The organism is Streptomyces albospinus (assembly GCF_014648695.1).
GTDB lineage: Bacteria > Actinomycetota > Actinomycetes > Streptomycetales > Streptomycetaceae > Streptomyces > Streptomyces albospinus.
In genome coordinates this window covers 14013-39457 of the sequence record NZ_BMRP01000057.1, presented here as the reverse complement: position 1 = coordinate 39457, position 25445 = coordinate 14013, and the positions used below count along the sequence as shown (strand labels likewise).

General features: G+C 68.7%; 21 protein-coding genes and 4 pseudogenes. 16 read left to right on the top strand and 9 right to left on the bottom strand.

Translation table 11 applies throughout. From position 1 onward, the window contains the following. Nucleotides 1-297: 297 nt before the first annotated feature. From IEZ17_RS45095 to IEZ17_RS37075, 3 genes and pseudogenes are all read left to right on the top strand, one after another. Nucleotides 298-525, top strand: a complete 228-nt coding sequence (locus IEZ17_RS45095; protein ID WP_373300057.1) for an effector-associated constant component EACC1 — start codon at nucleotides 298-300, stop codon at nucleotides 523-525. Between the two features lie 190 nt (nucleotides 526-715). Continuing rightward, nucleotides 716-1339: pseudogene (locus tag IEZ17_RS37080) on the top strand (amidohydrolase family protein); the annotation flags it as partial. Nucleotides 1340-1714: 375 nt separating this feature from the next. After that, complete coding sequence (locus IEZ17_RS37075) at nucleotides 1715-3154, top strand: multicopper oxidase family protein (protein WP_189308031.1); 1440 nt, start codon at nucleotides 1715-1717, stop codon at nucleotides 3152-3154. A 123-nt stretch (nucleotides 3155-3277) separates the two neighbouring features. Here IEZ17_RS37075 and IEZ17_RS37070 read toward each other — a convergent pair whose 3' ends face one another. Then, the gene (locus tag IEZ17_RS37070; protein WP_189308030.1) at nucleotides 3278-4831 is read right to left on the bottom strand and encodes an FAD-dependent monooxygenase; all 1554 of its coding nucleotides are present in this window, start codon (nucleotides 4829-4831) and stop codon (nucleotides 3278-3280) included. Nucleotides 4832-5197: 366 nt separating this feature from the next. After that, on the bottom strand, nucleotides 5198-5398 hold the full coding sequence (locus IEZ17_RS37065; RefSeq protein WP_189308029.1) for a hypothetical protein: 201 nt from the start codon (nucleotides 5396-5398) through the stop codon (nucleotides 5198-5200). A gap of 635 nt (nucleotides 5399-6033) precedes the next feature. On the opposite strand from IEZ17_RS37065, the gene IEZ17_RS43395 reads away from it, so the two are divergent. Next, nucleotides 6034-6423: a transposase family protein gene (locus IEZ17_RS43395; protein WP_229853003.1), complete on the top strand. Its 390-nt coding sequence runs from the start codon at nucleotides 6034-6036 to the stop codon at nucleotides 6421-6423. 41 nt (nucleotides 6424-6464) lie between these two features. Here IEZ17_RS43395 and IEZ17_RS37055 read toward each other — a convergent pair whose 3' ends face one another. The 4 genes from IEZ17_RS37055 to IEZ17_RS37040 form a co-directional block, all read right to left on the bottom strand. Continuing rightward, the gene (locus IEZ17_RS37055; RefSeq protein ID WP_189308028.1) at nucleotides 6465-8297 is read right to left on the bottom strand and encodes a glycoside hydrolase family 15 protein; all 1833 of its coding nucleotides are present in this window, start codon (nucleotides 8295-8297) and stop codon (nucleotides 6465-6467) included. Between the two features lie 252 nt (nucleotides 8298-8549). Continuing rightward, nucleotides 8550-9257 carry a class I SAM-dependent methyltransferase gene (locus tag IEZ17_RS37050; RefSeq protein ID WP_189308027.1) on the bottom strand — a complete coding sequence of 236 codons (708 nt, stop codon included), beginning with the start codon at nucleotides 9255-9257 and terminating at the stop codon, nucleotides 8550-8552. After that, nucleotides 9254-9763: a hypothetical protein gene (locus tag IEZ17_RS37045; protein WP_189308026.1), complete on the bottom strand. Its 510-nt coding sequence runs from the start codon at nucleotides 9761-9763 to the stop codon at nucleotides 9254-9256. The genes IEZ17_RS37050 and IEZ17_RS37045 overlap by 4 nt, the downstream gene beginning before the upstream one ends. After that, nucleotides 9760-11025, bottom strand: coding sequence for a molybdopterin-dependent oxidoreductase (locus IEZ17_RS37040; RefSeq protein WP_229853002.1), 1266 nt, complete (start codon nucleotides 11023-11025; stop codon nucleotides 9760-9762). Before IEZ17_RS37040 ends, IEZ17_RS37045 begins: the two co-directional genes overlap by 4 nt. Before the next feature lie 410 nt (nucleotides 11026-11435). Here IEZ17_RS37040 and IEZ17_RS37035 point away from each other — a divergent pair, with 410 nt between their 5' ends. From IEZ17_RS37035 to IEZ17_RS37025, 4 genes and pseudogenes are all read left to right on the top strand, one after another. Further along, nucleotides 11436-11747 (top strand): transposase family protein, encoded by a 312-nt coding sequence (locus tag IEZ17_RS37035; RefSeq protein WP_189308024.1) that lies wholly within the window; start codon nucleotides 11436-11438, stop codon nucleotides 11745-11747. A 388-nt stretch (nucleotides 11748-12135) separates the two neighbouring features. Further along, nucleotides 12136-12312: pseudogene (locus tag IEZ17_RS45090) on the top strand (transposase); the annotation flags it as partial. A 332-nt stretch (nucleotides 12313-12644) separates the two neighbouring features. Then, nucleotides 12645-12965, top strand: a pseudogene (locus IEZ17_RS45085) (hypothetical protein); the annotation flags it as partial. Nucleotides 12966-13334: 369 nt separating this feature from the next. Then, a complete protein-coding gene (locus IEZ17_RS37025; protein WP_189308022.1) occupies nucleotides 13335-13571 on the top strand; it encodes a hypothetical protein in 237 nt (78 codons plus the stop codon). Between the two features lie 5 nt (nucleotides 13572-13576). On the opposite strand, the gene IEZ17_RS37020 is transcribed toward IEZ17_RS37025, so the two are convergent. Beyond that, nucleotides 13577-14809: an MFS transporter gene (locus tag IEZ17_RS37020; protein WP_189308021.1), complete on the bottom strand. Its 1233-nt coding sequence runs from the start codon at nucleotides 14807-14809 to the stop codon at nucleotides 13577-13579. A gap of 103 nt (nucleotides 14810-14912) precedes the next feature. Between IEZ17_RS37020 and IEZ17_RS37015 the strand changes: the two genes are divergently transcribed. Then, entirely contained in the window at nucleotides 14913-15377 is a 465-nt protein-coding gene (locus tag IEZ17_RS37015; protein ID WP_189308020.1) for a winged helix-turn-helix transcriptional regulator, read from the top strand. A gap of 262 nt (nucleotides 15378-15639) precedes the next feature. Here IEZ17_RS37015 and IEZ17_RS37010 read toward each other — a convergent pair whose 3' ends face one another. Continuing rightward, on the bottom strand, nucleotides 15640-16197 hold the full coding sequence (locus IEZ17_RS37010; protein ID WP_189308019.1) for a hypothetical protein: 558 nt from the start codon (nucleotides 16195-16197) through the stop codon (nucleotides 15640-15642). 214 nt (nucleotides 16198-16411) lie between these two features. Beyond that, nucleotides 16412-16459: pseudogene (locus IEZ17_RS43390) on the bottom strand (hypothetical protein); the annotation flags it as partial. A gap of 644 nt (nucleotides 16460-17103) precedes the next feature. Between IEZ17_RS43390 and IEZ17_RS37000 the strand changes: the two are divergent. The 7 genes from IEZ17_RS37000 to IEZ17_RS36970 all read left to right on the top strand — a co-directional run bounded on the left by IEZ17_RS37000 (nucleotide 17104) and on the right by IEZ17_RS36970 (nucleotide 25434). Further along, the gene (locus IEZ17_RS37000) at nucleotides 17104-17880 is read left to right on the top strand and encodes a glycosyltransferase family 2 protein (RefSeq protein WP_189308018.1); all 777 of its coding nucleotides are present in this window, start codon (nucleotides 17104-17106) and stop codon (nucleotides 17878-17880) included. Between the two features lie 773 nt (nucleotides 17881-18653). Next, nucleotides 18654-18842 carry a hypothetical protein gene (locus IEZ17_RS36995; RefSeq protein WP_189308017.1) on the top strand — a complete coding sequence of 63 codons (189 nt, stop codon included), beginning with the start codon at nucleotides 18654-18656 and terminating at the stop codon, nucleotides 18840-18842. A gap of 787 nt (nucleotides 18843-19629) precedes the next feature. Beyond that, nucleotides 19630-20877 carry a phenylacetate--CoA ligase family protein gene (locus IEZ17_RS36990; RefSeq protein ID WP_189308016.1) on the top strand — a complete coding sequence of 416 codons (1248 nt, stop codon included), beginning with the start codon at nucleotides 19630-19632 and terminating at the stop codon, nucleotides 20875-20877. Nucleotides 20878-20948: 71 nt separating this feature from the next. Beyond that, nucleotides 20949-22181, top strand: coding sequence for an aminotransferase class I/II-fold pyridoxal phosphate-dependent enzyme (locus tag IEZ17_RS36985; protein ID WP_189308015.1), 1233 nt, complete (start codon nucleotides 20949-20951; stop codon nucleotides 22179-22181). Between the two features lie 34 nt (nucleotides 22182-22215). Then, nucleotides 22216-23181 (top strand): ATP-grasp domain-containing protein, encoded by a 966-nt coding sequence (locus tag IEZ17_RS36980; protein WP_189308014.1) that lies wholly within the window; start codon nucleotides 22216-22218, stop codon nucleotides 23179-23181. Then, entirely contained in the window at nucleotides 23178-24221 is a 1044-nt protein-coding gene (locus IEZ17_RS36975) for a methyltransferase (RefSeq protein ID WP_189308013.1), read from the top strand. The genes IEZ17_RS36980 and IEZ17_RS36975 overlap by 4 nt, the downstream gene beginning before the upstream one ends. Beyond that, on the top strand, nucleotides 24208-25434 hold the full coding sequence (locus IEZ17_RS36970; protein WP_189308012.1) for an MFS transporter: 1227 nt from the start codon (nucleotides 24208-24210) through the stop codon (nucleotides 25432-25434). Before IEZ17_RS36975 ends, IEZ17_RS36970 begins: the two co-directional genes overlap by 14 nt. The last annotated feature ends 11 nt before the right edge of the window (nucleotides 25435-25445 follow it).

The window sequence follows — 25445 nt, the reverse complement described above, 5'->3', positions numbered from 1 at the left end:
AGGAAATCCTCGGCTCCCTCGCCCACTTCTGCCGACGGATCTCTGGCGCAGGACACTAGAAACAACCCTGTAGTGACCTACCCGTCGCGTAGCCCGCACCTTGCCGACGACAGGAATGCCTGGGCCTGCGTGCGCGCCAACTGGCGTGTGAGGAGTGGTGAGTTGTGCTGCCTACGTGAGGCACGACACTGATCGCACGTCACATGGTGCGGGAGGGGATCGATGTCCGGTGTGGGGTTGTCGGTGTCGGTTGAAGGCGATGGTTCGAGTCAGGGGCTCGCGGAGTTGTCCGACTGACTGGGGCGGGAGTGTGAGCTACGGGGGTTGGTCAAGGGGAGGGGCACGGCGAGGCCGGGTGAGCTGGGGCCGCTCGCTGATGCGCTCGCCGTGGCCGTGGGCGGCGGCGGGGCGCTGAGTGAGTTGGCCACGTCGCTCAAGAATCACGTTGGCCAAGGTGACCGGGGATGTTCTGACGGTCGGCGCAGCCCATCCGGCGAACTGCGATCAGACGGTGGGCGCGACTGAGGCCGCGGGGACTCATACGGACACCGATGGGACTCGTACGGACATCGACCCGCACCGGTGAGGCCGCGACATCACGACCGGTTCCACCACGCGTACTGCGCCGCCAACGGCGTTCCCACAGAACCACGTTCGACTCGACGACTCCACCGGGGCCACGGGCGTACCCGGTGGGTGCAGGGAGGCGCGAAGGGTGACCCGCACTCTGATCACTGTTGGCCTTGTCATCACGGCCGCCGAAGAGATCCATGCGGATGTATTGATCGAAGACGGCCCCATCGTGGCCCTCGCCTCCATCGGAACGCAGCACTGGACCGCGGAGCGCCTCATCGATGCTACGGGCAAATACGTGATTCCGGGCGGCGTCGACGCCCATACGCACATGGCAATGCCCTTCGGAGGAACCTACGCCTCTGACACGTTCGAGTCGGGTACGCGCGCGGCGGCGTGGGGCGGCACCACCACGATCATCGACTTCGCCGTCCAGTCGGTCGGCAAGTCACTGGGGGAGGGCCTGGATGCCTGGCACGCAAAGGCCGACGCCCAGTGCGCGATCGACTACGGCTTCCACATGATCCTCTCCGACGTGAACGAGTCCTCGCTGAGGGAGATGGACGGCCTCGTGGCCGAAGGGGTGAGCTCGTTCAAGCTCTTCACCGCATACCCGGGGGTCTTCTACAGCGACGACGGGCAGATTCTGCGGGCGATGCAACAGGCCGCGGGCAACGGCGGGCTGGTCATGATGCACGCCGAGAACGGCATCGCGATCGATGTGCTGGTGCAGCAGGCGCTGGAGCGGGGCGAGACCGACCCGCGGTAGGGCCGGATCAGCCGCCGCCGCTGGATCGAGATCGCCTGCGCCAGCCCGGCCCGCATGTTCGGGCTGTACGGGTACTCGCCCTGGTGGTCGGCCTGATCGTCTCGGGGAGATCATCTGCCGAGGCGGATCAGCGGCTGATCTCCGCGTTCGTCAGGACGAGGAGAGCCCGCAGCAGTGTGGTGGCGGGTTTGGGCCGAGCAGCCTCTCCCCTGCCCGGCACCGTCGTATCCGCCGCGGTGCTGAGGCTCCCGCCGCGGGTGGCATGGGGGGATCGCCTTCACGCGAACGGTCCGCCCGGATCGCGTGCGGGTTCCACCGTATGTCTACTGGTGGTGGTCGAAGCGTCAGGTCGGGACCGGCTGTGGAGGCGTGATGCGGTGTCCGCGCAGGCTGCTCCGCCGTGCCACCGCCCTGACCCTCGCCGTGATCGCACTGGTGAGCAGCTGCACCGGCGGCGGGTCGCCTTCGCGGCCGTCGTCCTCCCCTTCGCAGACGCCGTCGTTCCCCGCGGGTGCCCCGTTGCGGGAGCCGGAGCAGGTAGTGAGCCGCAACGGCGTCCTGCGGGTGGACCTCGTCGTGGAGAGACGGCAGGTGGACGTGGCCGGCCGAAAGCTGTGGGCCCTCACCTACAACGGCCGGTACATGCCGCCCACGCTGCGGATCCGCCCCCGGGACACGCTCTACCTGTCGATGACGAACAGGCTGAGCCAGGACACCAATCTGCATGTCCACGGACTTCATGTCTCGCCGTCCGGCGACTCCGACAACATCTTCATCCACATCCGTCCCGGAGAGACCCACCACTACGCCTACCGGTTCCCGGACACCCTGCGGGCCGGCACCTACTGGTACCACTCACACGCGGACCCCGTTTCCGCACCGCAGGTCGCCGGTGGCCTGTCGGGCGTCATCGTCGTCGACGGGCTTCAGCAGTATCTGCCGGCGAACCTGCGGAACATCACCGAACACGTCATCGCCCTCAAGGACTTCCAGCTCCAGGGCGACGCGGTCAAGGTCCAGGACCTGCACATCAGCGCACCCACCAACCGCACCGTGAACGGCCAGATCAACCCTGTCATCCGCATCCGGCCGGGCGAGACCCAACTGTGGCGGCTGGCCAACATCAGCGCCAACATCTACTACAACGTTCACCTCCAGGGGCAGCAGTTCCATGTGATCGCCCACGACGGCACTCCCTCCGACCGCATCTGGACGGCCGACTCCCTCCTTCTGGCGGCCGGCACCCGCTTCGACGTGCTGGTCCAAGGCGGTCCGCGGGGGCGAACCCAGCTCCAGACACTCGCCTACAACACCGGTCCGGGCGGCAACTCCTTCCCACAGGCGACCTTGGCCACCCTGGACTCCGAGGGCCCCTCAGCGCGGTCGGCACCGCTGCCGACCTCGTCCTTCGCCCCGAGACTGGACTTCAGCCACGACCCGATCGCCGCGCGGCGCACCATCGTGTTCTCCGAGAATGCCGACGGGAGCAAGTACTACGTCAACGGCAAACAGTTCGACTCCAACCGGGTGGACATCCGGCCCAAGCTCAACACGGTCGAGGAGTGGACCGTACGCAACGACAGCAACGAGGAACACTCCTTCCACGTGCACGTCAACAAGTTCCAGCTGATGAGCATCAACGGCCGTCCACACCAGGGCCATGGCCTGCAGGACACCGCGAGCGTTCCCGTCAAGGGACAGCTCGTCATCCGGATCCGCTTCAACACCTACACGGGCAAGACCGTCCTGCACTGCCACATCCTCAACCACGAGGACGCGGGCATGATGGCGGCGATGGAGATCGTCAAGTGATGTGAAGCGCTGCGGTGCCTCAGCGTCGGTCCTGTCCTCTTGCTCATTGAGCCTGTTTCAACAGCCGCAGCGTCCCGCCGGCGGGTGGCGGCTTCGGCGCCATCATGCCCTGACCAGGACCGCTCAGCACCGGAGGACTGTGGAAACAGGAGCGCGGACGGCGGCGTGGAGTGGTCTTGTGTCCGCCGTTGTGGCCCGACTCATCGCGTCGGCCCTCCGGGCAGGTAGGAGGCGAGGTCGGCCGGCACAGCGTGCGGATCGGTCGGAGACCCCATGGGCCGCCAAGTAGCCATCCGGCCGAATGAGGAGAGGCGTCTCCAACGCGTCGACGAACTGGAGGCTCACAGGAGCGATGCGGCCGCTCTCGGTCGGCCCGGTGGGGGAGGTGGGCAGGGCCAGGGTCCAGTCGAGACCTTGGGCCGGGACGAGCCTAGGGGAGACACGTTGCCCGACGCGGTAGGCACCGTCGGCCGGTTCAGTCGCATAGCTGATGTCGAGTTGGGACAACTGCCTCGCCAGCCAGTCGGTGATGCCGGGTGCCTTGGCGGCTGCGGCGACGATGTCGTTGCGCCGCTGGCACAGTTCCGGATCGTGCATGGTGGCGAGTGAAGTGAGCTGGCTGGTGAACGCGACCAGACCCGAAGCCACGGGATGGCGCTCGCCGTGGTAGGTGTCCAGGAGACCCTCAGGGGCGAGCCCGGCGAGCACGGCATGGAGCTTCCAAGCCAGGTTGCCGGCGTCCTGAATCCCGGTGTTCATGCCCTGGCCCCCGGCCGGGCTGTGGGTGTGCGCAGCGTCCCCCAGGAGGAAGACCGGGCCGTCCGAGAGTTTCTCGGCCACGCGTTCCTGAACGTGGTAAGTGGATGCTGTGATGACCTCGGCGACCTTCGGACCGCCTTCCCGCGGGCCGCGGGTGGCCAGTAGCGTCTCGGTCTGCTCGGCGGTGGGCGCCTTCGAACCGGGAGGAACGGACGCAACCACCCGGTGCTGGCCCTCGGCCAGAGGAGACGTCAGCAGCATTCCCTCGGAAGAGAAGAAGAAAGTGGTGTCCTCCAGGAGCGCGGAAGCCGAACCCGGCTCGAGGCGGACATCCGCCAAGGCGAACAGCTGCTCTCGTGCCGTGCCAGGGAAGTCGATCCCCGCCGTGGAGCGCACCCTGCTGTGAACGCCGTCGGCGCCGATCACGTAGCGGGCGTACACGGCACGCACCGAGCCGTCGGGCGCGGCGACGGCGGCGGTCACGCCGGGAAAGTCAGGGCTGAAGGTGATGAGCTTGTGGCGGCGGTGAACCATGCCGCCCAGCTCGGTCAGACGGCGATTGAGATGCTCCTCGGTGGCCTGCTGGGAGACCAGCAGCATCATCGGGAACGGGGTGTCCACGCCGTCGTAGGACCCGCGGAGCAGAGCCCGCGCGCCGTCGTGCACGCTGAAGTGGCGACCTCGCTTTCCTGCGGCCACCAGGCCATCGGCAACACCCAGGCGGTCGAGGTACTCCAGAGCGCGGGGCTGAACGAAGGCGGCTTTGGAGCCGGGCTGGACGGAATCGGCACGTTCGATGAGTACGTGGTCCACGCCGAGCTGGGCAAGGCCGGCGGCGAGTGTGAGCCCGGCGGGGCCTGCACCAACGATCAGGACATCCGTCCGCGTGGGCAGTGCGGTCGGGCGAGAAGAGGCCACGACGTCGTCCTCCTTCGTTGGTTTGGGAGTCCGCCGAGCCACTCGTCAGATGTCCGGTCCCGTCCCTGACAGTTTTGGGTGAGACGCCCCGAGCTGATCGGTCACTCTGGCCGGGCACGACAGGAGAACCACCCGTATGGCCAGCAGCGATGTAGCCCGCCACGCAATGGTGCACCCGTCAGGCCATGTCTCCACCGCACGCCCGAGACCCGGGCACGCTCGGTGAGATCGCCCCGGCGAACACCACGCTCGGCTACATGTCGCTTCGTGCACCCCTCGTTTCGTTAACGGCGTCCCAAGGATCAGCAGCGAACTTCACCTAAGCCGCTCGGGCCTCCTTGACTGCCGGTTTCCGGATCGCCGGCTTCACGGGAAGGACTTGACGCTCCGGAACGCGATGGTGTGCCAGCTGTCCTTGGAGAGGGTTGCGCCGTCGTACCACTGCGGCCCTGCGCCCGAGTTGAGGCGTGCGTTGTTGAGGATGCCGAGCTGCCATCGGGTGGTGCCGGGCTTGAAGCTGATCTGTACGGGCGGGCCCATGGGGGAGCCCTGCCAGAACTCCGCCATCATCAGCTCCTTCTTCGGGGCAGGCGGGTGATCCGGTCATGGCCGGGGAGTTGGAGCGGGTCACGGCTGGCCCGGGGGCGGGCGGGATGCTGCTGGTCCCGTACCGAGAGCCGGTCATGGACGGAGAGCGCACTGCCCGCCGACTACCAGGCGATCATGAAGATCGTGTCCGCGTCCTCGGAGCCGGTGCCTGCCAGGGACGTCAGCGTCCAGCTCGGCAGGGGCACCCGGCCAGGGCAGGTCGAGCAGGTGCGCGACATGCTCAGGTGTCCGGCGGACCAGGGCTGGCTGCACTGCACCGCCGCTGGCCGCTTCACTACGTTGCCGCAGCCTCGCGCATGACCGATGTCGGCCGGATGTCGGCGTAACGCACGGGCCTTCGGAGGGAGTTGGGGTGTCCGTGCGAATGAACGGCCGCCCCGCCGAGGGCACTGAAGGGCTTGTCTGCCAGTCCCGCCTACCACTGTCGAGCGCCGCCTTGGACCTGGTCGCCGGCCTGGTCCGCGGCCATCTGAAGAAGATCGGCTCCCGCTGGCGCAAGCTCCCACCCGGCCGAATCGCCTTGATCGCCCTCGCCGTCCGCTGCCACGACCAGCGACTTTCCGACACGGCGGGCGGCAACGGCGTCTGCCACCGTGCGCCGCTGGCTTCTGGAAGTGATCGAGCTGCTCGCAGCGCGTGCTCCGCGCCTGGACCGAGCCCTGAAGAAAATCGCCGGCAAGGGCGGCGTCGTCGTGCTGCTCGACGGCACCCTGGTCCGCACCCGCCGGCGTACCGGGGACGAGAACCGACCGCACTACAGCGGAAAACACAAGGCCCACGGCCTGCTGTTCCGGGCTCTGACCAACGAGCGGGGCAACCTGCTGTGGATCTCGGCGGCACGGCCGGGCCGCTCCTCGGAGATCACCACCGCCCGGCACAACAAGATCACCACCAAGCTGCGGGAAGCCGGCCTCGGAGCGCTGACGGACCTCGGCTTCGTCCGAGGCGGGCCTGCGCGATGCGTCATCTACGCTCACCTGTGATCTGACGCCTTCTTACGCCACCCGCTGCTTCGTGGTGGGAGCTAGCGTTCGAATCGTCGTGGTGCGGGTTCCCGCTCGGCGTCGCGGATGGCGCGGGCGGCGTTGATGAGCCCGATGTGGCTGAAGGCTTGTGGGAAGTTGCCGAGGGCCTCACCCGTGGTGGAGTCGGTCTCCTCGGCCAGGAGGCCGACGTCGTTGGCGTGCGCGACGGCGGTTTGGAACACCTGCCGTGCACGGGTGGTGTGTCCCGTCAGGGCGAGGGCCTGGGCGAGCCAGAAGGTGCACAGCAGGAAGGCTCCCTCTCCTCCTTCGATCTCGTCGCCGAGGTAGCGGCGGATCAGGCCGTTGCGGTCGGTGAGGTGGGTGGCGATGGCCAGTACGGTGGACTGGACACGGGGGTCCTGCGGGGGAAGAAAGCCGACGATAGGCAGCATCAGCGCCGAGGCGTCCAGGTCGTCGCTGTCGAACGCCTGGGTAAAGGCGCCCAGGCGGGGGTTCCATCCGCGCTGTTCAACGGCTTGGCGGATCCGGTCACGCTCGTGCCGCCAGTGGGGTACGCGTTCGTCGGCCTGAAGGGTGGAGGCCATCGCGATGGCCCGGTCCAAGGCGACCCAGCACATCAGTTTCGAGTGCAGGAAGTGTCTGCGCGACCCGCGAGTCTCCCAGATGCCCTGATCGGGTTCGGCCCAGCGGCGGGTGGCTGTCTCGGCCGCTTGGAGCAGGAATGCGCGGGTGGGTGGGTCCAGGCGCTCGTTGGGCGGGAAGGTCTGGTAGGCGGCGTCGAGGAGTTCGCCGTAGACGTCGAGCTGGCGTTGGCGCCATGCGTCGTTGCCGCTGCGCACGGGGGTGCTGTCGCGCCAGCCGGCAAGGTGGGGCAGGATCCGCTCACTCAGGTCGCGTTCGCCACCGATGCCGTACATGATCTGCAGGTCCACGCCGCGGTGGAGCTGGGTTGCCGCGGCTCGGGCGAGGAAGCCGAAGAACTTGTCCTTCTCCTTCTCGCAGGCGGCGGTGGCCAGCGCCTGCAGAGTGAAGCTGGCGTCGCGGACCCAGGTGTAGCGGTAGTCCCAGTTGCGTGTGCCGCCCGCACGCTCGGGCAGAGAGGTGGTGGCCGCAGCGACAATTGCCCCCGTGGGCGCGAAGGTCAGTGCCCGCAGCACGCGTCCGCTCTGGCCTACCTCGTCCTGCCAGGGGCCGACGTAGCCGCGGTGCAGCCGGGACCATGAGCGCCAGCCTTCGACGGTGTCGTTCAAGCGCCGTCGGATACGCCCCGCTCGCCAGCGCATCGGCTCGGTTCCCCATGCCGGCCCGACGTGCAGTGCGAAGCCGAGGCGGTCCGACGCCTGGAGGGTGATCTGACCGTGCGCGGTGGAACCGCTCACCCTCAGGTCGATGGGGGTCGACAGCAACAGGACGTGGGCACCTCCGTACGCGGCGAGCCCGCCCCGGACGGTTGCAAGGAGGGGGTGAACGAGTCCGAACTCCGGGCGTGGCGCATAGGTGATCTCGACGGGCACTTGTCCTTCGGTACAGGTGATCTGCCGCAGAAGCATTCCGGGAGACGCGGTGCCCAGGGCGTGTCCGCGCTCGCGCCGTCCCAGAGCGAGTGCGTCACGTAGGACCGCCGTTCCACCGGTGGTACGGAAGGTCGTCTCCAGTACGAGGGTCTCCTTGACGTAGCGGCGGCTGACGTCGGCGGGTCCGGTGGGGCGGATGGACCAGTGGCCGGCGTCCTCGTCGAGGAGCCGGGCGAAGAGCGCCGGGCTGTCGAAGCGGGGAAGGCACAGCCAGTCCACTGAGCCGTCGGAGGTGACCAGGGCGGCCGAGCGGCAGTCGGACAGCAGCGCATGGTCACCGATCGGTCGCCCGCTCATCGGCGGCAGTCCGTCCGCCTCCGGCCAGCCGACGCGGCCCGGCCCGGACGGCCTGAGCAGCCGCCCGCACCGTAGACCGCTTCAGGTGCCGGTGGGTCGTCCATCGCAGCCTCCCTGAGCGGCGGATTCATCTCACTCAAACAGCACGATCGGCGGATCGCACCTCCTGGCCGTCGATGGTTGCCTTGACAGGGCGGCAGGTTCTGGCGCGTCTGGCCCGCTCGACTTGCCGCCCGCACACGCTCCACCTCCTCACCGCAGCTGCGCCCGGGGCGCGTGAGATGCGACGACTGAGGGACGTGAGTCGTGACGGCCGAGGGAGAGAAAGCACCGTCGGCCACTGATCCACTGGTCGGTGACGCTGAGCCCGAGGCTTTCGGCGACCCTGCGGACAGCCGGCGCCCCAAGGCACGCCCAGAGGAACGCTGGGCCGCGGTTGCCGTGCGTGTCCTCCACCCAAGCGGTGCAGCCCTCTTCGACATCGTGCTGCTCGACTTCGACGAGTAGGACTCCCGTTGGGGCGATGAGTTGGGTACAGCGGCGGAGCAGGGCATGCGGGTCGCCGCCGATGCCGATGTTCCCGTCGACGAGCAGCAGGGACTGCCAGCTTCCCTCGGCCGGCAGCGGGTCGAACACCGACCGGCACAGTGCGGCCCCGCCGCGGGTCTCTGTCCGGGCGATCGCGTGGGGAGCGACGTCGATACCAAGGGCGAAGACGCCTCGGTCCAGGAGCGCCCCGCACAGGCGGCCCGGTCCGCAGCCGACATCGAGTACAGGGCCGTTGCAGCGCTCCAGCAACGTCTCGTCGGCCCCGGTGGGCCGCGCGCCCCAGCGGCGTACCGGCAACCGGGTCCGGCGCCCGTCGGCGAACCTCAGGTACACCGGCCCGCGACCGGCTTGCAGGGCCAGTGCGTAGGGGTCCTCGCGTGCGGAGGGCGACTTTTCCTCCTCGGGCGTCACGGCTTGGCGTCGTGACCGGGCGGGGGCCGGTCCTCATCGGCGGGGACGGCTCGCCGGACGCGGCGCAGTTTGAGAGCGAAGGCCAGTGCCGACGCACCGAACAGCGCGCCGGTGATCGCCAGCCACCGGCCGAGGTAGACGCTTTCCGGCAACCGGGTGTCGCCTCGGTAAGGGATCGCCAGATCGAGGATGAGAGGGAACCACACGAGCAGCAGCACACCGGACAGGAAGGTGGGTACGCGCAGGTAGTTGATCCATGCCGCGGTCGGTACCCGGCCGGTGCGATGCCGCAGCACGGAGTGAGCCGACAGGTCGGCGATCGAATACAGGGGTAGCAGGATCAGGTCGTGAAGGATTGCCGCCCCCACGAACCAGATCGCCACGTCGAGAGGCCGAACGGCTAACAGGCGCACCATGGCGTAGGCCGTGAGAGCGAAGGAGCAGATCAGCACAAGCAGGTGCAGAGGCCCGGAGCCGTACCAGCGAACGAAGCGTGCCATGGTCATGTCCTGAAGGTGAGCCGGCGTACCCACTTGGTGTTGTTCACGCCGGGGTTGGCCGGGACGATGATCCGGGCCGGGTAGCCGTGGTCGAGCGAAAGGTCCGCGCCGTTGACCCGCAGGGCGAGCAGCGATCGCGGGTCGTGGATCTGGTTGCCGCGCAGCACCACCGAGCGGAAAGAGCCGGCCGGTTGGACGGATTCCACCAGGACGCTTCCGGCCCCGGGCAGCCCGGCCATGGCGGCGAGGTCGGTGAGCCTGAGGCCGCTCCAGTGCTGGTCGTCGGTGGACCATCCCTCCACGCAGGCGATCGGCAGGAGAGCGTCGTGCCGGCGCATCGCGAGGAGCTGCGCGCGCGTGATGACCAGCGTCGGTGCGCGGCCGCGTACCTCCAGCCGCCACGCAGGACCCACATGTGCCGGGTTGACGCCGACGGCTGCGGCCGTCTTGTTGATCTGGAAGTCCATCGGGCCGCCGCCGGGGTTGCGGTTGTGCGGCGCGAGCAAGGCGGTGTTCCGCAGCCAGCCGCCGATGCTCTGCCCTGCCGTGACCACCAGCAGGGCCACCGAGCCCACCCCCACCAACCCCACGGCGCCGCGCCGCGTCATCGTCGGCGCCGCCGGTGCGGTCGGCACCAGGCCGTCGGGGACGGGCGGCTCGGGCACGGTGTGCGCGAGGTCGGTACGCAGTTCCGTGGCCAGACTGCGTGAGCCCAAGGCCCGCGACATCCGGCCCAGTTTCAGGCACACATGGACGATGAACGCGGCGATGAACACCCACGCGCCGTAGAAGTGCAGGGTGTAGAACGAGCCGGGAAAGACGTAGTACAGCTGAATGTTGAGGATCCCGGTCACGAACTCGAAGATGACGCCGCCCACCAGCATCAGCAGGGACAGCCGCTCCAGACCGTGGGCGAAGCTCCGTACCGGCAGCCACTCGAACAGCTTCGGGATCACCGACCACAACTTGCCCAGCAGTACGGGCACGAGGACCACGCCCAGCGTGACGTGCACGCCTTGGGTCAGCCGGTACAGCCAGTAGGGGTGCGTAGGCCAGTCGAACAAATAGAAACCCAGCAGGCCCTTGCCGGGCGTCTTGTCATTGAGCGGGCCGAGATCGGGGTTGTAGGCGGCGTAGGAGAGCGCGCCGGTGAGGAAGAGCACCGGAATGCCGATCAGCAGCACCAAGCCGAACACCGACGTCAGCCAGGGACCGCGGATCGGACTGCGCCAGAACCCGGGCCGAAAAGGCCCCGGCGGCGCAGGCATCTCCCCGACCCGCCGCGCGATGGCCCGGGCACGCGCGGCAGCCGCAGCGACACCGGCAGCCATAGCGGCGCCGATCCGCCGGAGACGCCACCGCGCATGCGCGTCCTCCGGCATCGGGCGCTCCGGCCGCCCGGATGAACCGGACCGTGACGGTCGTCCGCCGTTGCCCATCAGCCGTCTCCTCCATCCCAGAGCCACGCCCTCAAGGGCGACCGGTCAACCGTCAGAGCGTCTTCCAGATCACGACTGATGAGACCACTGCAAAATGTCACTTCGCCGGTCGACGAACCCCTTGCATCGTCGTCAAGGCACACGCTGATACCCGAGTGGCCGCACCCCGTCAGCCGAACGGTGGGGTCCCTGCCTCCAGGCAGCCGCGACAGCGCACACCGTGCGATTCCCGGCAGGAAGTGATCGACCTGCTCGCCGCGCGCGCCCCGCACATGGACCGCGTTCTGAAGAAAGCCGCCCGGAAGAGTGGTGTCGTCGTACTGCTCGACGGCATCCCGGTGCGCACCCGCAGACGTACCGGGGACGAGAACCGGCCGAACTACAGCGGGAAGCACAAGTCCCATGCCCTGCTGTTCCTGGCCCTGACCGACGAGCGGGGCAGCCTGCTGTCGATCTCGGCGGCACGGCCGGGCCGCTCCTCGGAGATCACCACCGCCCGGCACAACAAGAGATCATCGCCAGGCTGCGGGAGGTCGGCCTCGGAGCGCTGACGGACGATCACCTGCTACCGATCACAGCCCCGATCGGTACGAGCACCCCAACCTCGGCCCACTCCAGCCCCGCGACCTGCAAAGTCAGGTTGGACAACGCCCATTGGGCGACGCCTGCACCGGCGCCGATTCTTGGGCTGCTGTGAGACCACGGTCCGCGCCCCCTGGCGCAGCACTGAAGTACTCCGCACCATGATGAACTCACGCCCCATCGGCCCGACGCCGGTACCCCGCTGTTGGTCGAGCCGGCTCACGACAAGGCTCGTCCAGCACAAGAAGCTGTGTCCTGGCGCCAGCACCGCCCGTTCTGACCATCGGCCCGCACGCCTAGCTAGGACTTGTCCGGCCGATCATGTGACTGCTCGGCGTCCGGATCGTTGAAGTGGACATGGGGCGGGGTGATCTGAGTGATGCCGAGTGGGAACGGCTGCGGCCGTTGCTGCCGGTCAGCAACGGGCGTTGTGGCAGGTGGCGGGATCACCGGCAGGTGATCGACGGGATTCTGCACCGGGTGCGGACCGGAGTGCACTGGCGTGACCTGCCCAAGCGGTTCGGGCCGTGGAAGACGGTCTACGAAGGCATCGGCTGTGGTGGGGCGACGGGACGTGGGAGCGTCTGCTCCAGCAGGTTCAGGCTGCGGCTAATGCCGCGGGTGAGATCGACTGGAACATCTCCGTGGACTCCACCATCGTGCGTGCGCATCCCAGCACGCGGCCGGGGCCCGCACCGACCCGCTACCGGTTCCCGCCTCAAAGGGGGCCGAAGTCCCAGAACATCAGGGCGAAACCGCATGGCAGAGCTTGCACGCCCGCCTGGTGGAGGTGGTGCAGAAGGTGAGGGCCTGGGTCGCTCACGAGGAGGGTTCACCACCAAGCTCCACCTGAGCGCCGACGGCCGCTGCCGCCCGTTCTCCCTGATCGTCACACCGGGGCAGCGGGCCGACTGCACCCAGTTCAAGCCGGCGCTGGAGAAGATCCGTGTTCCCGGGCCCGGGCCCGGCAGGCCCCGCAGAAGCCCGACAGCATCGCGGCCGACAAGGCCTACAGCAACGGCCCGTGCCGCCAGTACCTGCGCCAACGCGGCATTCGGCACACCTTCCCTGAGAAGACCGACAGCCAGGCCGCCCGGCTGCGCAAAGGCTTACGCGGTGGGCGGCCACACGGCTTCGACGAGGAGCGGTACAAGAAACGCAACACCGTCGAACGGGCCATCAATCGGTTGAAGCAGCACCAGGCAGTGGCCACCGCGGTATGCGCACTGGGAGACTATGCGGGCACCCCTGTCCCTCCGCTCTACAGGCTGCCCGATCTCCACATCACTGGCACTTTCGACCCGAGCCTGTGCACCCTGCCGGAGCCTGTCGGGAACGAAACCGACGTCCGGGTGGCGTGCCACCAGACGACGCGTGTGGGCGCCGCTGTACGTTTTTCAAGGCTTTCCTGGCGCTGCCGCGCCGCTCCGATGCGCGGGTCGTGGTCCGCGGTACTCCGGAGGGGCGCATGGTGGGGCGATCGCGCTCGGCGAGCCGAGGCGGTCGCACGCACCGCGCAAGCCGTAGCCGCCACGGATCTCGACCGGGCCCTGAGCATGGTCTCCACGATCGGCGGCATCGAGCACGAGGAAGCGGCGTTGGCCGACATCGCACCTGTGGTCGCCGCCACCGATCCCGACCGGGCCATGCACGTGGCCGACGGCATCGCATACGCGCCCTGGAAGGTGTTGGCGCTCGTGGGTATCGCATCCGTACTTCCTGACACCCAACAGCGCCGGAGCGGCGCGATCCATCTGCTCCCAGCCCGGTCCTTCAGGACCGGGTCAAGTTGACGAAGTCACGCCCCGTGGCCCAGACGCCGGCTCGTCACCCACAGCAGCAGCGCTGAGCAGCTGAATGCCGTTCCCAGGGCGGTCACCCCCGTCCAACCTGCCGCCGCGTATGCCGTGGAGGAGCCGATGGCGCCGAGGGCGCTGCCGGCCGAGTAGAAGACCATGTAGCCGCCGATGGTTCTGCTTCCGGCATCCGGGTGGACGGCGTAGATGAGGGACTGGTTGGTGACGTGCACGGCCTGGACGGCGAAGTCCAGGAGGACCGCTCCGATTGCCAGGGCCCAGAGTGACTGCCGGGTATAGGCCAGGGGGAGCCACGACACGGCGAGCAGGACCAGAGCAGTCCCCGTGGTGCGCTGTGCGAGACCGCGCTCGTTCCATCGACCGGCGGCTCCCGCGGCTGCGGCTCCGGCCGCTCCGGCGAGCCCGAACGCGCCGATCGCGGTGTGCGTCAGTGACCAGGGGGGACTGCTGAGTGGCTGGACGACGCTGCTCCACAGTGTGCTGAAGGCCGCGAAGACCAGCAGCGCCAGCATGCCGCGGACCCGGAGCAGAGGGTGGCGGGCGAACAGGATGACGGTTGATGCCACCAGACGCCGGTACGGCATGGTGACCGTCGGCGGCCGGTCGGCCGGCAGGGCCAGGCGCAGGAGCACGGCGAGCGTCGCGGTCACCACGGCCGACAAGAGGTAGACGGCGCGCCATCCGGCCAGGTCGGCCACTACGCCTGCCACTGTGCGGGCCAGCAGAACGCCGGTGATCACCCCGCTGGTGACCGCACCGACGACCCGCCCCCGAACGGCCGGAGCGGAGAGTTGGGCCGCTGCGGCGACCATCGTCTGGGCGACGACGGCGAGCGCACCGATCGCCGCGAGGGCGACGAGCAGCGCAGCGGTCCCGGGTGCCAGACCTGCGATCAGCAGCGCGGCAGCCAGCAGCCCGAGTTGGAGTGTGATCAGTCTGCGCCTGTCGACGAGGTCGCCGAGCGGGACGAGCAGGAACAGGCCAGCGGCGTATCCGAGTTGGGTGACCGCGACGATGGCGCCGAGCAGGCCGGAGCCGAGCGAGAACTGCTCGCCGAAGGTGACCAGCAGGGGCTGGGCGAAGTAGACGTTGGCCACTGCGCTGCCGCAGGCAACGGCGAAGAGCAGGACCAGGCGCGCGGAGGGCGGCCCGGTCGGAGCGAGTGCGGTGTTCACGGCCGTCCGGCCGTTGGCCGTCGAGCGGTCGCTCGGCATACGGCGCCCCCCATTGCTGGTTGCAACTTGCTACCTGCTGGACCTTAGTTTAGGTCAGGAGGTAGCATGTTGCAACCGGATGTCTTGCGAAGGAGGAAGTGTCATGGTCGCCCGCACGCGGTTCGACGCCGAACCGTGTCCCGTTGCCCGGTCGATCGATGCCATCGGCGACTGGTGGTCACTGCTGATCGTGCGCGACACGTTCGACGGCAGCCGCCGCTTCGGCCAGTTCCAGCGAAGCCTGGGCATCGCCAAGAACATTCTCACCAGCCGGCTGCGCACGCTGGAGGCGACCGGAGTGATGGAAACCGTGCCCGCCTCCGACGGCAGCCGCTACCAGGAATACGTGCTCACAGAGAAGGGCAGTGCGCTCTTCCCCGTCATCGTGGCGCTGCGCCAGTGGGGCGAGGTGCACTGCTTCGGTCCAGGGGAGGCGCACTCGCGACTCCTCGACCGTCGGAACGGGCACCCGCTGAGCCCGCTGGAGGTCCGCTCCGGCGACGGGCGCCCCGTCGGCCCGGACGAGACCATCGTGGACAAGCTCCCTACTGCGGACGGCACTGGCTGACTCGACCCGCAGCCACGGCACAGCCCGTCCCTACGTGGTGGGGCCGCTACACCTTCCGGCCCACCACCCGGACGAGGACGCCCCGGCGATGAGTAGCCCCACCCGTCACGAACGATCTTCTCGCGCTTCCGCGCCGCGATTGGTGGCTGCCCGAATCATCGCCACTGTCCGGCACCTGATGCCGGCCGACCGGCGACCCCGGCGAGGGCGCACGAAGGGTTCGTCGTCCCCGCCGGGGTCCGTCCGGTCTGGCGCGCCTGGCTCAGGGGTGCCAGACTTCCTTGATGCTGTTGATGTTGCCCTTGGAGTCCAGGGTGATGTCGTAGATGTTCCCGGAGCAGGTGTAAGGCGCCTTCACGGCGCTGGAGTTCGTCATGCAGTCACCGGCGTGCATCCACAGCTCGCCGACCGGAACCGACTTCGTGCCGCCGGACCCGGTGGCCAGTTCCGCCTTGACGTCCCGGGCGAAGAGGTAGTACTTGGCCTTGCCCTGCCCGTGGTAGATCCAGTCGTTGGGCGTGCAGGCCGGCTTGGCGTCCTTGGCCGACAAGGAGCCCTTCGACGGGGGCACGGCGGGTTCGACCATCTTGTGCCCGGCCGGCAGCTTGGGCGGCGTCCCGCAGTCACCGGGGCCTTCGGCTTGGTTCGTGGCCTTGCTGCTCGGGGCCGACGGGGCCGGCTTGTTCGACGGCCGGGCCGAGGCGCTGGAGCCGCCGGTGCTGTTGCCGTAGGGGTCGTCCTCCGGGCCACAGGCGGTGAGGCTGCTGCCGAGCGCGGCGAGGAGCGCAAGTGTGCCGATGAGCCGCTGAGTTGGCTTCATATCGAAAAGTCCCCCGTGAAGTGAAGAATGACGTGATCATGATGGATCGGGAGAGTTCTACACCAGAGGGCGGTGCACGAGCCAATCGCAGCGGCGGCGTCCGCCTGCTCGTCCTGTTCCGCCCGTACTTCGACGAGCACCAGGGTGCCGTGGCTGCCTGTGCGCACGCGTGGCGTCCGCCTGTCGACACCTCGTATATCTCGCCCGCGCCCACCGTGACCTCAACACCATCGACGGCCAGTTCCCAGGTGCCGTCGAGCACGAGCCGTACCTCGCCGTGGGCCTCGTCCGCCAGGGGAGTTCGTTCATGCGGAGCGCTTCGACGGCTGCCGTTCCCGCCCCTGTATCGATCACGAGCGTGGGTGACAGTCGTCGGGCTCGATCACGGCGAAGACTTCCGGTGTGGTGGAGCTGTCCAGGACGGCACAGCACGGAGGTCTTCCTGTCCCACCGCAATGCAGACAAAAAGCCCGGCCGCATCCCCGACGGCGGCGGTCACAAGATCCTTGGCCGCCAGGCCGCCCGCGCTATGCGCAGCAGCATGCGTTCAAGGAAGGAGCCCGCGGCGACAACCCCGGCGGCGGCCTCGCCTTCTCCGTGAGCTCTTCGGCGGCCTGGCCGAGCGCAGTGGCGAGGCGGCGGCGTAGGTCGGGGACCATCCAGTCCGCCGAGTCCGGGGCGGTCTTCCGGCGTGGGGATGGGACGCGCACTGGTCGGCTGGCCGACAGTACCTGCTGGTCGACGTCGCCTGGCGGCCAGCGCCCCTGCCTGTTGGGGCGGCCGTTGGGCGGGCCCCCTTCCGACTCGCAGCTGGGTGCACGCACCGGACACCCAGGGTGAGGCTTTGGCCATCGAGGCGTGTCATGATCGCGGGCGGGATATCCCCTTTCCGACAGGACCCAGACCATGCGAACCATCAGCGTCATCACCGCCGTACACGAAGGCGGCCACCACTTCATCGGTGACACCTATGAATCCCTGCGCGAACAAGAGCTGCCAGATGACTGGCAATGGGAGTGGTGCGTGCAAGAGGACGGCACCTCGGGCATCCCTGCGAACAGCCTGCCCGATGACCCCAGGATCACCTTCGGCACAGGGCTGCGAGCGCGCATAGCGGTCACCCGCACACACGCCCTCGCACGCGCGACAGGGGACCTGATTCGGACGTTGGACGCAGATGACGTACTGCTGCCGGGCGCACTGGAGCGGGACATCGAGACCCTGGAACGTGTTCCATGGTGCGTATCCGCCTGCATCGACCTGCACGAGGACGGGAGCACGGCTCCCGGTCCGAACGACCCTCCGGGTGGCCCCTTGGAGCCTGCCCGCTTCTATCACGAGGTACTGGAACGGCAACTGTCCGTTCAGGCGACCACCTTCGCCGCTCACCGTCGCCTGGTGATGGCGCTCGGCGGCTGGCAGGCACTGTCCGGAGCCGAGACGGTTGCTCTGCTCCTTGCCGCGGAGGCTGTGGCACCCGGTGAATTCATAGCAGAGCCGAGCGTCCTCTATCGCAAGCATCCCGACCAGACGACCGCATCCCATCACTACTGGGAGCCGACCGAAGCAGCCACTCGGATCGACGCGCTCGTACAACGCGCCAGCGCCCTGCGGGAGTCAGGTTGGAAGTGGGAGCAGGTACATCAGCACCGGCCCGCGCCCCAGATGGATGGGAGCAGGTGAGGGCTCGCGTCCGGCGGTAGGTCGTGTTCGGGTGTAGTCCCGCGTAGACACCGCGTCCCGCGGGGAGTCGGGCCGGGCGCGGATCTCGGAGGCGGTGTGGGAGGGGAACCGCCGCGCGCTCGTCGTCCCTCCTCCGTCGCCACCCACGAAATCCTCCGCGCGGGCGCAAGCCTCGGCGAGGACCTCGACCGGTGACCACCACCCGCGCCGGCGAGTGACCGGCAGGTGCCGGAGCCCGACCGGCGTTGCCTCGCTGCCGAGGCCGGCGTCCATTGCATGGTCTTGAGGAAGCGGCATGCGGATCTGAAGAACGAGTTCTTTCAGTGGATCCGGACCGAGACGGTGCGGATGCCGGAGCCTGAGGGGAGGCTCTGAGAGACCGTCGCCGAGCTGAGGAAGACCGTCGCCCACCAGAACGAGGAACATGGGGAGCTCCTAAGCGAGTTGGCGACCTGCCTGAACCTCGCCAGAGCCGTCCTGACCGAAGAGGTGGACGCGGCACCATCTCCACGAGCTGTCCCGGACGACGGCGTCCCTCTTTGGCCCCCGACCACCTGACTGCCTGGCCCGCTCAGCCGAGGCGCCTCCACACGGGCCCGCACCGGGGGCGGCCGACCAGCTGACCCTGGAGCACAGCTGAGGGTGTGTGACTCACTCGAACGGGCCAGTCTTTTGACGGCCTGATCCGCCAAACGGGTACCGTTGGGTGAATGCGTAGCTCCTGGCGCGCCTGTCTGCAGGTGCCGCTGAATTCCACAAAGGAGGAACAAGCCATGACGCGTCTTCGTCGAATAACGACCATCGCAGCGGCAAGTGCACTCCTGGCCCTCGGGGGCATCGCGCCCGCCCAGGCGCAGCCCCTCGTCCGCGACGGGCACCACCACCACAGCTATGAAAACCACCATCACCACCACGCCCACAGTCACTGCCTCCCCATCATCGGCTGCCCCCTCTCCCTCTAGAGCGATCGCGGAACAGAAACTGGTGCGAAGATGTCTCGCTCTGTGGCATGACGGCTGGCAGACGGCATCTTCCGTGGCCTGGCTACTGGGCGGATGCGGAATGGTTCTGCCCGGTCGATGGCTTGGCGTGCCCGGATGGGCGCGAGATGGAACAGCGCGTTGCCTGGGAGACCGGCCCGCCGACGGGATGGCGGCCGATCGAAGACTCGGCCCGCAGGGAGCCCCTGGCGACCGAAGTCGGGCGGCGAGTGGAGGCAATCGTCGTGGAGTGCTCCACCCCGTTTTACGAGGTGGAGCACACAGGTAAACCGTACGGGGGCGCACCGCGGCTGGAGCAACAGCACCCTGGAGCAACATCACTGCCGCAGGGACATAACGGTGAAGCTGTGATCAAGAAATATTGCTGCGGCGGCTGAAGCGTGATGTCGCTCGCGGAATCGTTCCAGGGGCAAATGAATTGCGCACAGAAGCGGTTGGAGTGCACGTCGAAGTGGGGGCCGCTGCCGTGTGTGCCGATTGCTGAATTGCGTGATCATGCAGGGCTGCGGATCCGGCGCCGCATTCGATGGCTTTCGTTGAAGATCAGGCCGGGAGTTGGCTGGATTTCGCTAGACCGGGCCGCTTGAGCTCCGCGTAGCGTAAGCGCCGATGGGCATATGTGGATGCTCAGTGAAGAACGACGGGGGAAGCGGAATTGTCGCTATCTGTGCACCCTTTACGGTCAAACAATTCGCGTTTTCAACTAGCGGACGACTTGGAAGCTCTCGGAGCAGAAGAACTCGCCGGCTTGCGTAGCCACAACCTGCTGGCGACGGTGGATGCCATCGTGAAACGTCCCGCCGCGGCAGCCCGATGGCCCGGCATCGAGGACGTCCGTACCGCGGACGACCTGCGCAAACTGCCCCTCATGTCCCCCGACGCGCTTGAGGACCTGTGTCCGCCCGCGGTGACCGATCTGGCGCTGGACAGCGTCGACAGCGGAATGGTGCTGCGCTCCAGCGGCACCTCGGGAAAGCGCAAAGTCCTCTACCACTCCTGGGAGTTCGACACCCGGGTCACCCACCTCGGCGCACGTGGCGTACGCGCCGCGCTGACGACTGCTCCGAGACGGGTGGGCAACTGTCTCTACCCCGGTGAGCTGAACGGGGCGTTTTCCTTCGCCCAGGACCTCACCCGGCGCCTCGGCGCGCAGACCTACCCCCTGGGGACCTCCATGCGCACGGAGGAACTGCTGGAGGTCGTCCGCGAACACCGGATCGACACGCTGATCGGCTCACCCGCGATGGGCGCCGACCTGCTGTCCGACCCGGCGAACCTGGCGTCGCTGGCATCGTTGCGGACCTACCTGTACATCGGCGAGAACCTCGGGGCGGCCCGCGCGGCGGTCATGGCCGTGGCGATCCCCGGATTGCGGGTGCGGTCGCTGTCCTACTCGACCAGCGAGACGGGCCCGATCGGCTACCAGTGTCCCTTTCAGGGCGACGGCACCCACCACGTGCACGACGACGCGATGTACGTCGAGGTGGTCGACCCGGAGACCGGCGCCGAGGTGGCCGACGGCGAGGAAGGCGAGGTCATCACCACCACGCTGACCGACACCGGGATGCCCCTGGTGCGCTTCCGAATCGGCGACCGTGCGATACGGCACACCGGCGGCGGCTGCGCCTGCGGCAGCCACGCCTCGCGGATCACGCTGACCGGACGCGTGCCCCGCTCGCTCAACGTCGACGGCGCGACGATCTCCCAGGACCTGGTCATGGCTCAGTTGCGCGGGGTCGGAGTGGCCGACCCGGTCGACTGCCAGTTCCAGGTACGGCGTGCCCCCGACCGCGGATTCGACGTCCTCCTCCTGCTCTCCGACCGGCTCGCCGTCCGCCCCACCGGCGACGAGGTGCTCCGGCGACTGCGCGAGGGTTACCACCTCGGCCGGGTCTTCGCCATGCCGGGCTTCCGAGGCTTCACCCTGCGGTGCGTTCCGACGACGGACTTCGTCCGCAACACACGCGGCAAGACTCCGTTCTTCGTCGAACTCTGACGGCCGACCCAAGTCCGGAAACACCCCCCCACTCCGGCATCCGAACGCTTCCACTCATCTGAGGACTGTCTGTGGCCCTGCTGGAGATCTCCAAAAACTGGCTGACCAACCGCCTTGAAAAGACCACCGACGCGCTCACCCTCGCCACCGAGCGCGACCTGACCTCGCATGTCTTCCGCTGCCGCCGGGGCAAGGTGGTCGAACTGGCCGACGGCAGCGAGGCCGTCGAGTTCGTCTCCTGCTCCTACCTGGGGTTGGAGGTACACCCCCAACTCCTGCACAGTGCGAAAGAGGCCATCGACCGCGCCGGCGTGCACTTCGCCTCCGCACGGACCCGGATGCGGCTGGACGACCTGGAGGAACTGGAGTCGATCCTGGACCGCATCTACGGCCTGCGATCGGTCACCGCCTTCACCTCGGTCGGCAACGTCCACCTCGGTGTGCTGCCGCTGCTGGCGGCCAACGCGCTGCCCAGCTACCCGGTGGCCGAGGCCGGACCGGTGTTCCTCGTCGACCGCACCGCGCACGCCTCGATCCAGGTACTGCGCGGTATCTTCGAACAGATCGGCCCGGTGAGCCGGTTCGACGCGCACGACACCGCCGGGCTCGGCGCCCTGCTCGACGAGGCGGTGGCCGCAGGACGGACCCCGATCGTGCTGGTCGACGGCATCGGCTCGATGGGCGGGCTGATCGACGTCGTCGAACTCAACGCCCTGACCGCGGCCGCGGGCGGCTATCTCTACGTCGACGACGCGCACGGGATTTCGATCGCCGGCCCCCAGGGCGGCGGCTATGCGCACGAGGCGTTCGGCGCGGCCCTGCCCGACTCGGTGATCCTGGTCGGCTCGCTGTCCAAGGCGTTCGGCGGCGCAGGTGGATTCGGCGTGCTGCGCGACCGCGCGGACACCCAAGTGCTGCGCAAGTTCGGCAACCCGCTGATCTTCGGCGGCCCCATCGCCCTGCCCATGGTCAGCGCCAACCTGGCCTCGGCCCGGCTGCACATCGACGGCGCGGTGGTCCCGTTGCAGGACCGGTTGTGGCAGAACACCGAGCTGTTCGACCAGCACACGTACGGCCGACTGGTCAACGCCGGTGAACGCTCGCCTGTACGGGGCGCGGCCTTCGCCGCCGAGGCCGACGCACTGGCCGCGGCCGAACGGCTGCGGAAGGCCGGGATCCTGGTGACCCCGGCTTTCTACCCCACCGTCGCGCGGGGCACGGGCCTCGTGCGGTTCGCCGTCTCCGCGCTGCACACTGACGAACAGATCACCCGCGCCGCCGCAGCGCTCGGAGATCTCGCCTGATCCGCACCCCATGGACGTACGGAAACCTGGAGACATGACCCGACGGCCCGCCGAACGCGTACTGACCTGGATCTGCCACCCGGACGACCTGACGCCCGACTACGTCGCCGCCATAGAGGAGGACATGACCAAGGAGTACACCGCCGCAGCCGAACGCAACGGCTTCACCTTCCGGTTCCTGTCGGCCAACGAACTCGTCCCCGTCGTGGCCGACCGGCCGCGGCTGCTGCACCGCGGGGAGGACCTGCTGGCGCGCCGGCACTGCTACCTCGTCGACGACGTCAGCGCCGACCCGCAGGCCGCCCACTTCCTGCGGGCGCTCTACCGGACGGTGGATGCCAGCGATTCGGTCCTGCTCAACCGGGCGTTGAGGGGCCCCGAGTGCCTGGAGCGCGACAAACTGGCGATGATGCTACGGGCGGCGAGTCTGGACGTGCCGACCCCGCGGACGGTGGCCGTGCCGTTCGGCCGGTACGCCCGCCAGGCACTGCCCGTGGTGCGCGAGGTCGCCGGCGACGGTCCGTACGTGGTCAAGCCGCGGGAGATGGGGATGGGCGCGGCGGTACTGCGCGTGGACACGCCCGAGCAGTTGTCCGCGGCGCTGGACGTGGTCGCCCAGACCGGCCAGAACTACCTGGTGCAGGAGTGCCTGCCGATCACCGGCGACCTGCGGGTGATGCTGGTCGGCGGTGAGGTGCTGGTCTCGCTGCTGCGCCGTCCGGCCGAGGGCCGGTACCGGGCCAACCTGCGGCAGGGTGGTGTCGCCGAGACGGACCCCGACATCGCCGGCGTACGGGAGATGTGCCTGCGCATCGCCGGGAGCCTGGACGCCAGCTACCTGCACGTGGACTGGCTGATGACCGAGCACGGGCCGGTGCTGGGGGAGTGGGGCACCGCGATGGCCGGCTTCTCGCTGATGCCGGAACCAGCGCGGACCAAAGTGGCCGACGCCTTCTTCCAGTGGGCCGGCCGCATGCTGAGCGGGGCGGGGGAGCCGTGAGCGGCGACGGGGTACGGCGTCGGCTGATCGGACAGATCACCGCCTATCGCACCAGCAAGTGCCTCTACGCGGCGGTCGAGTTGGGCATCCCGGACCTGCTGGCGCGGCGCCCGATGACCGCCGCGGAGCTGGCGGCCGAGACCCGGACCGAAGTCGACCCGTTGCGCAGGGTCGTCGATCACCTGGTGGTGGCCGAGGTCCTGGGGCTCGACGCGTCCGGCGCATACGTCGGCACCGAGGCGTCCCGGCTGCTGTGCCGGGACGCCTCGGACGGGATCGCCAACTGGGTGCGCTGTGAGTTGCAGGAGGGCTACTGGCGCAGCTGGGACCGGCTCGTGGAGCAACTGCGCACCGGCACCCCGGCGTTCGAGTTGACCCATCAGGAGCGGTTCTTCGAGTGGCTCGCCCGGTCACCGGAGATCAGCGGCCTGTTCGACGCGACCATGCGGGACGGTTCGCGCGACCTGGACGGCGGTCTGACCACGGCGATCACGCTGCGGCCGGGTCAGACCGTGGTCGATGTCGGCGGCGGTGACGGCTCGTTGCTGGCGGCGCTGCTGACGGCCAGCCCGGGGACGCGCGGCATCCTGTTCGAACTGCCCCGGGAGAAAGCCGAGGTGGTCCCCGCGCTGGCCGAGCTGATCGCCGGGGGACGCGCCCGGGTGGAACGCGGTTCGTTCTTCGACGGGGTCCCCTCCGGCGGGGACGTCCACGTGCTCAAACGTGTCCTGCACGACTGGGACGACCAGCGGGCATCGCAGATCCTGGGCCACTGCCGGGATGCGCTGGCGCCCGGCGGACGTGTCGTTGTCGTCGACATGGTGCTCGACGACGACCGCCGCGTCCCCGTCGGGCGGTCCCTGGACGTCCTGATGATGATCCTGATGGCGGGCCGGGAACGCAGCGCGGCGGATTTCTCCGCCCTCGGCACCGCCGCGGGGTTCCTCCCTGCCCACGTCACCGCCACCGGGACCGCTCTGTCGGTGGTGGAGCTGTCCCTTCCCGTACCGGAGAGGCCCGAACCCCATGCAGGCCGCTGAGACGACGCCCCCTCAGGCCACGGAGGCCAGCGACCGCAGATCGGTCCTGGCCGCCCTGGTGTTCACGTTCGTCACGAACATCGACATGACCACCGTGCTGACCCTGCTGCCCGTGGCGGTCTTCGGTGGCATCCGGGTCGCCCCGCTGACGTTCTCCCTCGCCCTGTCCATCCAGGTCGTCGCCTCGCTGATCGGCGGCATCGTCGTACCCATGGTCTTCCGCGGCGTGAACAGCGGATGGATGCTGTCCCTCTCCGCGCTGCTGAAATCGGCCGGGTTCGTGGCGCTGCTGATCACGGTGCACCCACCCGGACTGTTCGTCTTCGCCGTGCTCGCGGGGTTCGGCCGCGGGGTGTCGAAGGTCGCGGTGCGCGTGCTGCTGACCGACGCCAGCGTCGAGAAGGACCGGGCCAAGGCGTTCCAGCTGTTCTTCGTGATCATGAACGTGGCGTTGCTGCTGGCCCCTCTGGCCGCCGAGGCCGCCGACCGGTTCCACGTGGCGCGGCACGCACTGGTGCTGCTGCTCCTGCTGGAACTGGCGGGCGGTGCCTGGGCCGGCGCGACCGCGCGGCGGCTGACCTCGGACACCGGGAAGGCCAAACGGCTCAGCGTCGGAGGCGGCCTCGGGCTGCTGCTGCGCCCGGGACCGGTGGCGGTGTCGGCGTACACGCTGGTCGCGTACTTCGCCATGGGGTTCGTCATGGCCATGTTCCTGCTGTACGACGAGGTCGATCCGGCTTTGTCGGGCTACCGGGAGCTGTTCCTGAGCTTCGAGCCGCTGGCGCTGATCGTGATCCAGCTGGCGATGATGCCGGTCCTTGCCAAGACGGGCCGCAGGGCGGTGTACGCCGGGGCCGCGATCACCTGCGGGGCCGGGGTACTGCTGTCGTTCACCTCGTCGCTCGTCCTGGTCCTGCTCGGCCTTGCGCTGTTCGCGTTCGCCGAATGTCTCGCGCTGCCGCAGTCACAGGTGGACGCCGGGAAGGTCGTGTCCAAGGAGCAGGTGCCCGCGATGCTGTCGCTGGTGACCATCATGACCGCGGTCGGCGAGATGGCGGGCAACGTGGCGGCCGGCTGGATCGTGCGCAACGCGGATGGCCTGCTCCCCTCGGCGACCACGTCGGCCATGGCGGTGGCCGTGGTCGTGCTGGCCGGCTTCGCCGCCGCAGGATACGGAATCGACCGAGCCGTATCCGCCCGAGGGGTGGCATGACGCGAACACGG